Source organism: Arthrospira sp. PCC 9901, from assembly GCF_059013425.1.
Map to the genome: position 1 here is coordinate 2,945,331 of NZ_CP102296.1, position 16,696 is coordinate 2,962,026.

A 16,696-nucleotide genomic window follows, 5' to 3' on the forward strand; every position below is an offset into this window, starting at 1 on the left:
CTTGATTTCAGGTAGTTAATTATTTAAAAAGGGTAATTTAACACCCAGGGCGGCTTGGGCGGCTTCGATTAATTTCATAAAAAAGGGGTGAGAAATATCAACAGTTTTGGCTGCGGATCGACTAATTCCTAATAACCCGGTTTTTTGTCCAGGTTGAATAGCTAGAACCTCTCCCTTTTGGTTACGAATTCTTAATTCCCAGTTGTCTCCAATAGGAGTAATATTACACTTGTAAGTCCGATCGCAATAATTAAATTCAGCCAGGCGGCGATTTAGAGGAACACAGGTTTCCGGAAGTCGCACACCCACAATTTCCAACTCGATCGCCGTTTGATTATTCCAGGTATTTTTCCGTAATTTATAAGCAAAATCCAGGGGGGAAGGGAGGGGAAAATAATCAGCCCACCGCCAGGCGATCGCAGATATAGTAGGTAAAACAGCCATGGTGATTTCCGGTGGTAAATCTTGAGATAAAGTTAGTTTAATATGACTTTTGCCGACTATTTTTTGATGGACAATTCGCAGCTTAGGAGTCCAAAAAACTGGCTCACTATTGGCAATCCCACAGGGTTGTATTTTATCAATTTGGTCATATAATTTATAGTTAATATCTCTCAAATTTATGCTCACATCAACATTAATTAAAGGTCGGAGATGTTCAACTTGCAGACATTGATGAGCAAATTCACTCAAGCGCTGTTTAAACTTAGGCAAATTAGCCGCCGGTAAAGAAAAGCCACCAGCCGCTTTATGTCCGCCAAATTTACCGAGGAGATCTTGACAAAATTGCAGTGCTTCAAACACATGAAATTCCGGAATGCCCCGCGCCGACCCCCGCAGATTTTCCTCATCTTCATAAGTACAAATAAACACCGGAACTCCGTAGCGTTCCACCAGTCGGGAAGCCACAATTCCAATAACTCCATGATGCCATTTTGGGTGACAGGGAACTAAAACCCGTTCTTGTTCAAGGTTAATATTACTATTTTCATACCAATCAATAGCTTCCTGTTCAATATCCGCACAAAGCTGTTTCCGTAGTAGGTTAGTTTCTTCGCACTCTTTCGCCTGTTCTAACGCCGTTCCCATGTGGTCAGTAGTTAACAGTTCAATCACCACCTGGGGATGTCCAATGCGTCCGATCGCATTAATCCGAGGTCCGAGGCGAAAGCCGATATCTTCTGGTTTCATCGAAGTAGTAGAATTGTTTAAATTCGGCTGTTGGTTAGCCAATCCTGCTATTTGAATTAATGCTTGCACTCCCGCAATTTTAGACTCCGGCAGAATTTTTAACCCCCGTTTAACCCAACGGCGATTCACTCCATTTAAGGGAGCCATATCAGCTATAGTCCCTAGGGTAAATAGTTCCAATAACTGCCAGCGCAAACTCTCCCATTCTCCTCTAAGTTTCGCTAAGGATAGGGCTAATATATAAGCGACACCAACTCCAGCCAAGCCATAATAGGGGGAAGTTTTGGGCAGTAATTTGGGATTGAGAATAGCATCAGCGTTAGGGAGTTGGGGAGGCAGATCATGGTGGTCGGTGATAATCACAGTTAGCCCCAATTCTTTCGCCCTAGCCACCGGAGCGATCGCCGAAATACCATTATCCACAGTGATAATTATCGAGATACCCTGATCGTGAAATTCCTCGACAATGCGATTATTGATACCATAGCCTTCTTGCATCCGACTAGGAATTGCTGATGTAATATCTGCGCCTAATTGAGAAAGGGCTCTAATTAATAAGGCTGTACTCGTCATCCCATCAGCATCATAGTCCCCACAGATGGCAATTTTTTGTTGATTATCAATGGCATTTTGCAGCAATTGGACAGTTTTGGGTAAGTCGGGGAACTCCTCCATAGGTTCCGGGAGAGTTTGGGATTGGGGGTTAAGGAAGGCTTCGGCTTGTTCTTTGGTTTCGATTCCCCGGTTGATCAGGATTTGGGCAATAATAGGGTGAACCCCGGTGGTTTCAGATAGACTCTGGGCAATTTCGGGGCGTTCTGGGAAAATATACCAGCGCTGTTTTGGTAGTAGTGGTTCTGTGGTGATGGGAGGTTTGTCTTCCACGGTGACTCAAATTGCCAATGTTTTCATCCTTGATCCTAATAATTATATCAGGGGTTCGCTATTGAGGAAGTATCAGTTAATGGCATAACTATCTTTACCACGACCAACAGCAAATCGGAAAGATTCGCGCAGGTTGCGACTAGACTGGGTGATAAATAATAGTAGGGCGACGGCGGCTAAACCTGTGTTGATGGTGAATAGGTTACGATATCCTACCACATCGGCGATGGAACCGAAAATCGGTCCGGCGAGGGCTAATCCTAAATCAAATCCCCCTAAACAAATTGAGAAAAATTGGCCTCTTTCCTGGGGTAAACAGCGATCGGCGATTAGGGTTAACATCATCGGAATCGTAATTCCTGCGGCTGTACCTTCAAATAAACCAGCCAGCAAGACATCAAAATTGTTATTGGCGATCGCTAGGATGAACATCGAAACTAGATAACATATCAGACCTGTGGTGATAAAAATACCCCGACCATAGCGGTCAGAGGCGCGACCCATGGGTAGACGGACGGCAAAACTGGCGATCGCTTTCATGCTATAAAATAGCCCCGGATTGAGATTTAGCCCAGAATCTTGGATATATAGCGGGATAAAAGTTACTAAAGTGCCGAAAATTAGCCCCACCATCAACAGAACTAAGGCTGGGATTTTCAATGCTGGACTTCCCAGACGCTGGAGATAATTAGCTATGGGTGATCCCTTTGTTTGTGACTGGTCGCTGGTTTCTGGGTTTCTTGAGGCTTCTAATACCTGAGAAATTGCCAAAAGTGATAATAGCCCAAAAACAGTACCACTGATAAACAGAGGACCATAACCCATTCCCGCCTGGATAAAACCGCCTAAAGCTGGACCAATAGCCATACCAATGGGGGCTACCAGACTCATATAACCGACTATTTCCCCGCGACGGTTTTCCGGGGCTAAATCTGTGACTAGGGCTGTGTAGCCAATGGTAAAGGCTGCTATGCTGATGCCATGAAAAGCCCTTAATAAAGCCATTAACGGCATCGAATCAGCGAATAAATAGCCAAGGGGTGCTACCGTCGCGACTATTGTCCCGATCAGCAATACTAGCTTTCTGCCTCGTTTATCTGCTAGGGGACCCAGGAAGACGCGGGAGGGTAGCAGTCCTAGGGCAAAAGCCCCCATAACTAAGCCTATTTGTTGCTTAGTCCCCCCCAGATAGGCAATATACAGGGGGAGGGTCGGTAGCAATGTAGTAATGGCAGACCAGAAACATAGACCCGCTATAAACAGCATCAGCAGGCTGCGTCGCTGTCGGGTTTTAATTATAAATAGGATATTCAAGGGAAAACTCCATAAGCAATGGTGATTAGTATAGAGTCTTCACTGGGGGATTGAGGGGGATTAAGGGGATATCAGATTTTTGATAGAGGCTATCTCAACTCAGGGGTAGCTTAATCATAAATTCGCTTCCTTCCCCCAACACTGAGGTAAAATTTAACTCGCCTCGGTGATTTTGGGTGATAATTTGATAGCTGGTGGGTAATCCCATACCTGTGCCTTGACCAATGGGTTTAGTGGTGAAAAATGGGTTAAAAATTTTGCCTTGAACTTCTGGACTCATACCGATGCCATTATCTTTAATGGCAATGAATATAGACATTAAATCTAAAGATGTAGTAATGGTGATTTTGCCACTATAATCGGGGTCTTTTTGATAATTTTGTCGCTCCTCAATAGCCTGTATAGCATTGGCTAATAAATTCATAAATACCTGATTTAATAAGCCGATATAACATTCATAATATGGTAAATAACCATAATCTTTAATCACTTCTATGGGGGGATTTCCGGCTCTACCATTTAACCGATTTTGTAAAATGACTAGGGTGCTTTCTAAATTGTCATGGAGGTCTACTGCTTTTAATTCTGCTTCGTCTAAGCGTGAGAAGGTTCGCAGGGATTTGACAATATCACGAATGCGCTCGGCTCCGGTTTTCATAGAATTGATGATTTTGGGTAAATCTTCTTTCAGAAAATCTAAATCAATTTCTTGGATAAACTCGGCAATATTGGCGGGAGTTTCTGGATAGGATTTTTGATATAATTGGAGTAGGTATAATAAATCTTCCGTATATTGGGATGTGTGGGTTAAGTTGCCATAAATAAAACTAACTGGGTTGTTGATTTCATGGGCAACCCCGGCAACTAATTGACCCAAGCTTGACATTTTTTCTGATTGAATTAACTGCATTTGGGTGTCTTGGAGTTCTCGGTAAGCACGTTCAATTTCTTGGCTTTTGGCTTGGGATTCTTGATAAAGTTGGGCTTGTTGAATAGCGATCGCCACTTGATTAGCAATGTTTTTTAAGAGGTCAATTTCATCATCTTGCCAAGGTGCATCTCCCTGGCTACGACCTAATTCAAAAGCCCCAATTTTGCTTTCTGTATGAATGGGTAAGGCTAAATAAAGTGTAATCCCCATTCCCTGACAAAAATCTACTTCTTCTTGGTCTTCTGATTTCCTAATATCCAAACTATAAAATTCTTCCCTAATTATTTTTTCAAATAACCGGGGAAAATCATTCAATTGATAATGACCAAGCCAACTGGGAAATCCTGGCTTTTTCTGCTCTGTCACTACGTCCCATATACCGGAATCATCATGGTGGTTATACCAACCAAAGCTACAGATATCTACTTTCAATTCCGCAAAAATTGCATTAACTGCATTTTGTAAAATTGTGTCTAAGTTGAGGGAATTGCGAATTTCTGTGCTAATATGACTTAACAGTTCAGTGCGGGTGAGCAAAGAACGTAAGGCTTCTTCTGTTTGGCGATCGGTTATATCTATGACAATACCAAACATCCGCACCAGTTGACCATCTCTAAACTCTAATTCAATGCGACTATTAATATAGCGAATTTCTCCATTAGGACGGATAATACGCGCATCAAAGTTTTGAGGAATACCTTGGTTAGCTTCGCCAACTCTCTCTAAAAAGAAGTCACGATCTTTGGGGTGATAAAGTTGGAGATTTTGCTCAAAATTTGGCTCTCCTTGGTCGGGGTCTAAGCCAAAAATGTGAAAAACTTCTTCCGACCAACTAATTTTTTGGGTGGTCATATCAAAAGACCAGTAACCTAAATGGGCAACTTCTTGGGCTTTTTTTAATTGTTTACTAAGTTCGGAAAGGGTGATTTCATTGGCTTTGCGTTCGGTAATTACTTCTGTATACATCAGTAAGCCACCAATGCTCCCATTCCCATCAATCCAAGGACGAATTTCCCAACATACCCAGTCTGAAACTCCATCATCACGCATCCATAAATCGGCGGCGGATTTCTCGGTTACTCCTGTTAAACAACGGCTATGAATATCTTTCCAATGTTGGGGAATATCGGGGAAAATTTCATAGTGCGATCGCCCGATAATTTCTTGATTTTCTAAGCCATATTGTTGATACCAAGCCCGGTTAGCGACTAGGTATCGCATATGGGTATCAAACATGGCGATCGCCGCAGGAGTTACATCACATAGAGTTCGCCAAATTCCTTCACTCTCACGCAATTTATTTTCAGCTTCTTTGCGATCGGAAATATCATAATTAATGCCAATAAACCTGATGGGTTTTCCTTCCTGATTCCACTCTACCACTTTACCCCTGGCAAAATTCCATCTATAGGAACCATCTTTGCAGCGCAGGCGATGTTCATTTTCATAAATTGGTATTTCACCTCGGATGTGTTTTTGGATTTGTTCATGAACTAACTCTATATCCTCTGGATGTACACGACTTTCCCATGATTCTAGGGAATCCTTAATTTCATCACTTTGGTAGCCTAATATGGTTTTCCAACGACTATCAAAATATACTTGTTGGGTTTGTGGGTTCCATTCCCAAGTGGCAATATTTGCAGATTCTAAAGCTAATTGTAGTCGTTCGCGTTCAGCTTGGTTAGCTATTTCCTGACGGGCGATCGCTCGACTGAGAAGCATTCCGGCTAGGGATGCGATCGCCACTGATAATAGCAGGCTATTTGTAGCAATATGATTCCTAAATTTTTGGGATTGTGCTAACTCTAATTCTGCCAGTTTTACCTTTTCTATAGTACGATTGGTTACATCAGTTAGCTGGTCGGGGAATTCGATAAAATTAGCAAATTCTGGACTTTGGATAAGTGCAATTAACTCTTGCTGTGCGGCTTGTATTTGGTCATCGGCAAAATTTAATCCTTCTACTGCTGTAGCAAATCTGTTTAATCTTTCGGCAAAAATCGCCACAGTTTCCTGATATTCAGAAAATAGTAATTGCAGTTCAGGCGTTTTGTTATCTTCATCAAGTTGTTGATATTCTGTTAGCAGAACATCAATTTCATCTAACCTTTGCATAAAGGTATTAACAGACTCCCGAAAATCCTCTGGTTCTGATAGATAGGGAGACAGTTGTTTACCAGGTCGGCTGTATAGTATCTTAACTTGTAAATGGTTGAGCAGTGCGTATTGTTGAACTACAGTATCCCGGTTGATTATAGCCTTTTTTTGAGAGTAATGACCTACCAGTAAACCGATAGCAGTTCCGGTGATAGCAATTCCTAGGGTGGCGATATAGGTAGCCGCGATTTTTTGCTTTAATTTCATGGGAAAATATGTCTGATATAGGAACCTAATATTGGCAATCATTAACCATCTGACACGATTAACAAGGAATAGAAATCACAAATTCTGTACCCTCACCTAAAGTTGAATTTACTTCTAGCATACCTGAGTGTTTATCAACCACAATTTGTCTAGCGATCGCCAATCCTAAACCGGTACCTTTACCCACATTTTTTGTAGTAAATAAATGCTCAAATATTTTCAATTTCACATCATCACTGATACCCACGCCATTATCTTTAATCCGAATCCTGGCATAGTTGCCGTCACCAGATAACTCAGTTTTCACCAAAATCTGATTATTAATTTCCCCATAATCTCGCCCTTTATTTGATTCATCTAAAGCATCAATAGCATTACTTAAAATATTCATAAATACCTGATTTAACTGTCCAGCATAACACTTAATATTGGGCAGATTACCGTATTCCTTAATTACTTGAATTTCTGGGCGCATCTGGTTAGCTTTTAGGCGATGCTTCAGAATCATCAATGTACTATCAATGCCATCGTGAATATTGCAAGCAACCGGGCGATCGGTATCCGCACGGGAGAAAGTTCTTAAACTCACACTGAGGTCTTGAATCCGTCGCACTGCCTCTCGCATTGAACTGATTAATTTTGGCAAATCTTCTCGGATATAATCCAGTTCTATGGCTTCTATTTCCTGTTGAATATCATCATCAGGATCGGGATATTTTTGTTCGTATAAATTAATCAAACCTAACAAGTCTTGGATATAATTAATAACTGGGGGAATATTGCACTTAATAAAGCCAACCGGATTGTTAATTTCATGGGCAACACCTGCCACCAAATTTCCTAAAGCTGACATTTTTTCATTCTGCACCAGTTGCAGTTGCATATTTTGCAGTTCTTGTAAAGTGTGCTCTAACTGTTGAGATTTTTCACGCAGTTTATTTTCAGCACGTCTGCGCGCATCAATATCAGTGCAAGTACCAATCCATTCTTTAACACTGCCATCTTCTGCCAAAATAGGGACTCCTTGAACAGCAAAATAACGGTAAATACCATCAGCGCCACGAATGCGGTATTCGGTCTTATATAAACTCTTAGTTTCCACTGCTTTTTGCCAAACTTTAGTAGTGTGAGGGAGATCATCAGGATGCAAGGCATTTAGCCATCCCCTTCCCTTGACTTCTTCTAGGGTTTGTCCAGTATATGCAATCCAATGAACTGTATCTAGGTTTTCTCCTTCAGGACTAGCCAGCCAAATAATTTGAGATGTAGCAGTGGCTAAATAACGATAACGCGCTTCACTTAATTCTAGTTTTTCTACATATTGTTTTAGTTTGTGATTATAAGTCTGTGATTCCTCATAAAGTCGCCCGTTTTCCAGAGAAATAGCCGCTTGAGAACAGAGAAATTTGAGCAACTCAACGCGATCGCTCGTAAAGGCTCCTACAGTTAAATTATTTTCCAAATATAAAATACCCATCAACTGACCTTGGTTGATAATCGGGATACAGATAACACTTTTAGGATGGTTATTTTGGATATAAGTATCAGCATAAAACCTGGGATTGATTCTGGCATCTACCAGGACTAAAGGCTGGCCAGTCCGTTTCACATGATTAACTACACTAATCGGCAAATCTTGACTGGCTTCTAGGGGAATTGATGGTAATATCTCCGGTGATTTTCCTTGTTCTAATATGGCAACCACATTAAATTTATCATCTTGTTTTAGCACCAATATACACTTATTAGCTCCCGCATTATTAATCACTATTTTTAACAAGTTACTAATCAGCTTGTCTAATTCAATTTCACTAGAAATAGCTTGAGATGCTTGCAGCAAAGTTGTTAAATCCAGGATTTCGGAAATGCTACTAGAAGTATGAGTAGAAGTCATCATACCCCTGGCAATAGTTTCCTTGAATAAATTAGTAGCACGAGGTCGTTGTAAAATCGGGTTCAGCAGTTTAGGATAGCGTTTTTCTAAATCTGCCACCTTAGCTTTTGCACCCCATTTAGCATAACCATAATAGGCATCTTGCATATACCCAGCGGCAACTTTAGCTTTACCCCAATTTAGGTAAAATTTAGCCGCTAGTTCATTAGCTAAGGCTTCTTCTTGGATATATTTGTTGTCTTTGGCTCCGGTAATAGCGCGATCGTATAAATCAATAGCCTCTGCTTTTTCTCCAAAGAATCGACATTTTTCAGCCGCTAACAAATCAACTTTATGCTGATGATTATTGGGGGAAGACTCTGCCCATTCCGCTAATTTTTTCTGATGACTTTTAACCATATCCAGACTATAATCTTGGTCAATTTTTGACGTGGAGCATAAAGCTAAATAGGTTAAACCAGCATAGAAATGGAAAACCGGAATATAAATTGTTCCTCCCACTGCCATCAAATATTGATCAGCTTTGGCAATATATTCCCCAGCATGATGATATTCACCAAATAGATAAGCAAGAATCAATTTATAGATATAGACCACAGCCAGAGCAGTTAATTCATTATCATGATGATGCTTAGGAATCATCACTATTTCATTGTAGTCGTTCCCCTTCAATAAATATGGTGAATCGACAATTTCCCGAAAATTATACACCATCTGCTTTTTAATCTTCAGGTAGGTTAGGGGAGAATCTTGTTTGGCTTTCTCTAAAACTACACAGTAATTGTCAATTTCTGCTTCCCAATCATCTAGCCGCACTCCCGCGAAGAAATTATCATAAAAGTAGTTAAAAATGTTATAACCAGCATAGAGAATTTGACCAGTTTCTATGGCTGCCATATAACCATTTTTGAGGGTGGGAATGGCGGATCTTAATGGTTCTTGACGATGCTGAAGAAAAGTACCAAATAGCAGTAATGTCAGAGATTTTAGTTTTCGGACATTAAACTTATCCAGTAAAATCAAGGCGACTCGCCCAAATTGATAACCTTTTTTAACCTCTCCTAAAAAGGCAGAAAGTACCATACCATAAATTGCATAACCAATGGTTGATATAGGTGCATTACCAAACCTCAGAGATAGACCAACCATAGTGAACCCCAGCAGAGGTAGTATACTAGGATTTCCTATAAAAATAGGAGCAAACAAAATCCCTAAGAGTTCCATAGCCGCCAAGGTTTCCGGATCTTCCATAACTGGAAAGTTCACTAAATCGTCAATTTTTTTGCCTTCTAGTTGCTGAGAAATAGTTTCTAATGTTTTCGCGGTCAATGTTTCATCAGGTTGGGATGAAAACTCAACTCCTAGTTCTTTAAGTGCATTTTCGGCTACAGCGATCGCTTCTAACATCCGACTTTGAGCCGTTAGAGCATTGATTTTAATCTCGTAAATTTTAACTTTGTCAAGGATACCTTTGGCTGATTTTATGACTAGATTTGATAGGGTTTCCATCCTCTCAAAATCAGCATTTAAGTACGCAGCTTCCGTAGCAGCAACATAAAGATTTAAAGCCAGTTGGTACTGACTTTCCCAGCAGTCATCCGCCAGCAACTCTAGTCCAGTTTCCACCAAATTTCTCGCCGCCACATAAGCTGTAGAATTTCTGGCTTTTTGTGCTGCTGATAAGTTGAGTTTGGCTAAAGTTTCCCGTTCTTTGGTATCAGTTATTAAACCATGACCTAAATTCAAATGACCCACAATATCAAACAATTTTTCTTCTGCTTCGGTCGGTGATAAGTTGTGCTGTAGCAATTGTCCAATTTGCAGATGAGTGGCTTGTTTTTGGTGGTCAGGAATTAAAGAATAACTGGCTTGTTGAATGCGATCGTGCAAAAATCTATAAGTGGGATTTGCTGCACTATTAAACAGTTCTTGATTTTCGGATTGAGTGAAAAATTTATAAATTTTAGTAGTCGGAATAATTAAGCCTTCTTGTAATGCTTTCCATAAAGCTACAGCCGTTACATTTGTTGGCTTCTGACTCACAATTGCTAAAGTATTTAAATCAAAATCCGACCCAATACAAGCAGCCAACTTTAAAATATCTTGAGTATCTTTAGGCAATTTCTGCAATTGTAATGCCATGAACTCTACCACATCATCACTAAGGGTTAAGGCTTGCACTTTCGCCATATCACATTGCCATCCCCCTTGACTGACTCCCGGTTTCAATGAGGATTTTTGTTGCTCAAATACAATTAATTTTTCATTATGGAAAGCCTTGAGTAACTGGGTGGCAAAAAAAGGATTACCATGGGTTTTTTGGTAAACTAACTTAGCCAAGGATTTAGCCATAGATAATTGACAATTCAGGGTGTCTGCCACTAATTGATTTATATCTAATTCTGGCAGAGGTGATAAGGTAATTGTATTAATTGTGGCTCCGGCTTTGAGCATCTCATTAACTGTTAAAATAAACGGATGTACTGGTGAAACTTCATGATCTCGATAGGCTCCTAAGATTAATAAATATCCTTTGGTATCTTGCATCAATAGTTTCAGTAAATTTAATGATGCTGAATCTGACCATTGCCAATCATCTAAAAATATGACCAGGGGATGTTCTTTGTTCGTGAAAACTTGCAGGAATTTTTCAAACAGTAGATTAAAGCGATTTTGAGCAGCATTACCTGATAATTCTAGGGCTGGTGGTTGCGGACCAATGATATGTTCTAACTCAGGGATAACATCAATCAAAACTTGACCATTTTCTCCCACCGCTTCCAAAATGTGGGTTTTCGTTATGGTCGAAAGGGAAGTCGCCTTCCCCAACTCCAATTCAAAACCGTGCTTGATACTTTCACATCACACGGCTCCTGATGTGGATACCCCTTTTGACATCGGGAACAGGGTAACGACTCCCTGCTTTTGTGATTTCAACTTTTGGAGCTAAATACAACATCGTAGTGTTTAAACTCGCTTTCGTCGTAAACACTCCTAATTGTCGCAGTCTCTATATCCACACCGTGACTAGTGGGCATATCCTAACCATTACAGTTAGGCATTGGCTTTCAGTCACATCCTTTCCCCTTAAAGGTATACGCTTACACTTTCACTACTCCGCAGGTACATCCTGCCACTTGAGAGCCTAAAAGGGGTTTAAACGTTCCGTTTATACGGGCATTCCATCTTTAGATTTGTCCTCTCCACCGGGGTACTTTTAAAAGTCTGTGTAGGTGATGTCATGATTACCCTACTTTTCCCCTTGCTCTTTTGAACGCAGCGTATCAACCTGTTTCGCTGCTAAATCATTACGATGGTTCAAGCCGGACATTCGGTTTCCCTAATCATGGATGGTTGGCAGTGGTCGCATTTGGTAGTAGGTTCTACTTCACGCCTTCCGTTCCCCGCTTCAATCCTGGGGTTATGATTCCCAAAACTGGGGGTGGCTATCGCCGTTACTCTCAACGCAATTGTTAAGGAATCATTAATATTTCCAGTTGGGCGTTTTGACCTTGAGTTCCCTGCCTTGTTTTGTATATTTCTATACCAAACGTTGGGACATATAAACAGTTATGGGATGGTCAGGGTACGAGTCCCTTATATTTCACCAAGGGGTGAAAGTCCCACTAGGAGGTTATTTCAGGCATTGCAGCCTTATTTGACTCCTAAACGTCTCGCACCATGTGTGGATTTTAGCATCAGATTCTGATAAAATTTGACTCATTAAATCCCGGAATGCTTGCACAAAGGCAGCCAAAGGTACATGACAATTAAATTGGTCATATTTACCTTTAATAAAATAGCCTCTTTGTCGGACTATGGGTTTATGAACTTCGTTGATAACTGCAGTTTTACCAATTCCTGAAAAACCTGCCACTAGCATCATTTCCGTTTCTTGATTTATATTAACTCTATCAAAGGCGGCTAAGAGTTGCTGGACTTCTGCTTCTCGACCATAGAGTTTTTCGGGAATAATAAAGCGATCGCTTATGTCTTGTTGTGCGATCGCAAAGCTATCAATATTACCGGTTTCTTGTAATTGATGTAAACATTCCTCTAAATCATATTTAATTCCCAAGGCACTCTGATAGCGATCTTCGGCATTTTTCGCCATCAGTTTACTAACAATTTCTGATATCACTATAGGAATATTCGGGTTAATTTCGTGAATTGGTGGGGGCTGTTTGGCGAGATGACAATGTACCAACTCCATCACATCTGACGATTGAAACGGTAGTTTTCCGGTCAGCAATTCATAGCAGGTAACTCCCAGGGAATAGAAATCGCTTCGATAATCTATCCCTCGATTCATTCGACCTGTTTGTTCTGGAGAAATATAGCATAATGTCCCCTCTAAAATATGAGGATTTTCAACTTCTGGTGCTTCCCGTGGTAGTAAGGATGAAATACTAAAATCAATTAATTTAACTTGTTTATTATCAGGATTAATCAAAAGGTTGGCAGGTTTAATATCTTTGTGAATTACCCTGTTTTGGTGAAGATAATGTAGAGTCTCGGAAATTTGAATGGCAATTTTTAGAAAATCTTCAACATGAAAATAGTGATATTTGCCATGTTTATTTCTGGCTGATTCTAAATATTGGGATAGGGCAACTCCCCCACAATCTTCCATAATTAAAGCATAGCTATTACCATATACTTCTAAACTCAAGGGTTTAACAATATTGGCAAAGTCGAGATTCTGGGCAATAGTATATTGATTGCGAAATTGGACCAGTTCGTTAAAATTGGGGTATTCGTGTCGTAAAATCTTGATAACTACAGGTTGCTGATCACTGCTACGAATACCTCGATAAACTAGGGTTCTACTCCCTGTGTATAACTCTTCTGTGATTTGATAACCGGGTAAGTTGGCAATAATATTCATAACCTTAATGCTTCTGTTGTTTCTCGATTTTTATGGTTTTATGAATAGTCAAATAGTTAAAATGGCGATCGATATCTATGCTGCCACAGAAAAAAGGCCTGAAGCCCCCTAACTCCATGGCAACGTACTGACTCCTGCTTAGGTTATCAGCCACGCTTTTTGGGGCCGTAACACTTTAATTATAACCATACCATCTCTTATAGCTGTTGGGTTTGGGCTGGTGGCGTAGATTTACCCAAAACCCATCACAGCCTAAACTCCTAGCCAGGATTTTAGCTTTTAGCCTGCCGCAGAAGAGTAAAGATTTGTTTCCGTACAGGTTGAGGAAGCACAGAAATAGCCAACCCTGTCCAGGCTTTGGGGAGAGATGCTGATTGTCCGGCTACAATTAAGACTCGTCCGGCTTGTGTATCGCCATTTTCTACCAGTCGCAACCCTAATAAAAGTTGAGATTCAGCTAGGCGCGATCGCCTAATTGTTTCCAGCTTTTCTGATGGGAATTGGAAATTTTCTAAATAAGTGATTTGATCGCGTAAATAAGGAATAGCCCGGTTTAACCCTTGTTGTTCAGCATGAACCCGATATTCCATCAACCTTTGGGGAATATAATATCCCTGCTTTCCGGCTAAGGCGAGACGCACTAATAAATCATTATCTTCGCAGTTTTGAATATTCGGGCGCATATACCCCACATCAATTAAGGCTTGGCGACGACAGAGGGTAGCTCCTATTTGAAAACTTTGCTGAATAAATACTACTTCTAGGAGATTTTCAACTATACCTTCTGGGAGTTGGCTGCGTCCCCATTTGACCGAGTTAATATCTGTGGCGGTTTGGTCTCGGTTATTGTTAATATCAATTATCCAGTGGTCAGTCCCTACAAAATCAACGGTAGGGTTTTGCTCTAAAATGGCACTGGTTTTTTCGAGAAATTCTGGAGTCAGGCGATCGTCATCATCAAATTTAATAAAATATTCCCCCGTAGCCGCATCAAAACCCGATCGCATATTATTACTTTTGCCAATATTTTTTTGATGGCGAATATAGCGCAATCGCGGGTCTTCATAGCGAGACATAATCTCCACCGTTCCATCAGTCGAACCGTCATCACAGACAATTAACTCGAAATCTTGTTCCGTTTGTTCCAGAACACTGGCGATGGCGATCGGTAACAGGTTAACCCGGTTATAAGTAGGAATGCAAACAGTAATTTTAGCCACAGAATCAGCTTAACTTTCACTCGACATGATCAAGTTTAATATGTCCTCGTCTTTTCTACTAGGGATTGATTAGTTCAATATCATAAAGACCAAATTCTTCTCGAATCTTCGGGGTTAATTTTCGGTAATCTAATAAACTGGCTTTCAGGTTTAGCAGTCTAACTTTAAAAGACATATTTTTCCGTTTTTCCATATTAACCAAATCTTCAGACGATAGATTTTCACGATTTCCTAAAATATAAATCGACCCCAAAAAAGGAAGTGGCTCAAGGTGGGCTCCTTTCGACTCTACAGCACTCCCAAAATATCTATGACAATAGTAGAAATCATGAATATCTTTAGGTATTTGACTAGGGGATGTTATCGACTCAGGAATTCTTCCTAAAGTATCCTCTGAGGTATCATATAAATCACTTCTAATAATATGAGTTGTGCCACAATAATGATGGAACCCTTTACGCATGACTTTAATAACATTGCTATTATTATTATAGACATACCCTCTTTTAAAGAAGTAGCCATCAACTGATTTATTTTGGGCTACCAAATTAGCTAAACATCGGCTCACACAATCATCACCATCAGCCAGCATAATGTGATCACATCCGATTTCCTTGGCTAAACGAACTCCGGCGATTATTTTATACATTTTATCCACCCGTTTTTCGACTATTGTTGTCGGTACAGGTAAACCCATATCCACGGTCAGGTAGTGTAAATTCGGATGTTCAAACTTAATATTAGGTTTCTCTTGACAGACTACAATCATCCGAAAATCAGGATTAGTCTGATTGCACATTGACCTAGCAGTTCTTTCAAAGAGGAGAGAAAGATTATCCCAAGATTTAGATATCTTACGACTTTTAATCGGTACGACAAAACCCAACATAAATGATTAACCTGTTTGAGATTTTCAACAATCAACAAATTACCTACCACTTAACTAAGTGATGGAACGTTTAATTTTTTTGATGGCTTTATCTTTGAAACGTCCGATTTTGGTCAATAAATCTGGTTCGGCAAAATTACTGGGTTTGGCGTTAGGTTGTTTCAGAAAACGATAGTGTAGAAATACATCACGATGGGGAATATTAACATCTTCTCCTCTACTAACTCTGGCAAAATCTGCGGAGGAAAAATTCATGTAGTGGATGCGATGTATAGGCTTTAAGCCTTGCTCATTATACAAAACATTATCCTTGTTCACAAACGGATCAGCATCAGCACAGTTTCCGGTTCTATCTTCACCGTTGGGACTGAGTGTATAGTTAAAAATAGAGTAGTTTCGCAGTGTTAAATAGCTAAATAAAAAAGCCTCTGATATACTATTGATCCACTCGATTTCTCTCTCCTCAATTAAACGCCTTTTGATTTCGGCTACATCTTCAGGAGAAAATAAGCCATTTTTAGAAGCAAAAAAACTCGCACAGTGCAACTTAGGTCTAATCTGGGATTCGGTAAACTCTCCTGTCGCCTCAATCCGAGGGATATCAAGAGCGGTCAATCTAGTTTTGGCGTGTTCCCAATCATCAAATACCAAATCATAGGTATCTAGTTTCAGGAATATATCATCTACTGGTTTCATCGCTAAAGTATCAGCATCATAAAGGACAAACTTATCAAAGTCTCCTTTAAAAGCCACCATTTTTCTCTGAAAACGCATCCTTGATTCGATGAGACGAGCATCACTTTTCTGGGATGCTAGGGGATGGTTCATCCACACTTCTTTAGCAAAATCTTCCCATCGCTGGATCTCTTGCTGATCTTCATAAATGCTAACATTGGGGCGATCGCCAATTTCCTTTTTTACCTGCTCCATACGGTCATCATAGGGAATAATACAAATAGGTATATCTGGACTCACATTAACCTCTACGCTATTTAAAAAAGCTACCAGTTGATCGAAAACCACATCATTTGCTAAAGTGTATATACCACAAGATGCCATGGGGTCAACTCCTTAATCAGATCTAATTTGAATTAACAATTACCCAGTTAATTACTGA

At 40.2% G+C, this 16,696-nt stretch carries 7 protein-coding genes and 1 pseudogene; all 8 read right to left on the reverse strand.

All coding sequences use genetic code 11. The annotated features are described in order from the left end of the window. Positions 1-15: 15 nt before the first annotated feature. Positions 16-2,076, reverse strand: a complete 2,061-nt coding sequence (gene recJ / locus NLZ44_RS12935) for a single-stranded-DNA-specific exonuclease RecJ (RefSeq protein ID WP_493750039.1) — start codon at positions 2,074-2,076, stop codon at positions 16-18. Positions 2,077-2,148: 72 nt separating this feature from the next. Next, positions 2,149-3,390: an MFS transporter gene (locus NLZ44_RS12940; protein ID WP_006625318.1), complete on the reverse strand. Its 1,242-nt coding sequence runs from the start codon at positions 3,388-3,390 to the stop codon at positions 2,149-2,151. A 94-nt stretch (positions 3,391-3,484) separates the two neighbouring features. Next, a complete protein-coding gene (locus NLZ44_RS12945) occupies positions 3,485-6,688 on the reverse strand; it encodes a PAS domain-containing sensor histidine kinase (protein WP_493750040.1) in 3,204 nt (1,067 codons plus the stop codon). Between the two features lie 58 nt (positions 6,689-6,746). Next, a complete protein-coding gene (locus tag NLZ44_RS12950) occupies positions 6,747-11,417 on the reverse strand; it encodes an ATP-binding protein (protein ID WP_493750041.1) in 4,671 nt (1,556 codons plus the stop codon). 844 nt (positions 11,418-12,261) lie between these two features. Further along, positions 12,262-13,470: pseudogene (locus tag NLZ44_RS12955) on the reverse strand (protein kinase domain-containing protein); the annotation flags it as partial. 272 nt (positions 13,471-13,742) lie between these two features. Then, entirely contained in the window at positions 13,743-14,690 is a 948-nt protein-coding gene (locus NLZ44_RS12960) for a glycosyltransferase family 2 protein (protein ID WP_493750042.1), read from the reverse strand. Between the two features lie 58 nt (positions 14,691-14,748). Further along, a complete protein-coding gene (locus NLZ44_RS12965) occupies positions 14,749-15,579 on the reverse strand; it encodes a hypothetical protein (protein WP_493750043.1) in 831 nt (276 codons plus the stop codon). Between the two features lie 54 nt (positions 15,580-15,633). Further along, the gene (locus tag NLZ44_RS12970; RefSeq protein ID WP_493750044.1) at positions 15,634-16,638 is read right to left on the reverse strand and encodes an Npun_R2821/Npun_R2822 family protein; all 1,005 of its coding nucleotides are present in this window, start codon (positions 16,636-16,638) and stop codon (positions 15,634-15,636) included. Positions 16,639-16,696: the final 58 nt, after the last annotated feature.

What these genes read in the sequence shown, in the direction of transcription:
- NLZ44_RS12970 (WP_493750044.1), bottom strand. Translation starts at nt 16,638, where the DNA reads ATGGCATCTTGTGGTATATACACTTTAGCAAATGATGTGGTTTTCGAT.
- NLZ44_RS12965 (WP_493750043.1), bottom strand. Translation starts at nt 15,579, where the DNA reads ATGTTGGGTTTTGTCGTACCGATTAAAAGTCGTAAGATATCTAAATCT.
- NLZ44_RS12945 (WP_493750040.1), bottom strand. Translation starts at nt 6,688, where the DNA reads ATGAAATTAAAGCAAAAAATCGCGGCTACCTATATCGCCACCCTAGGA.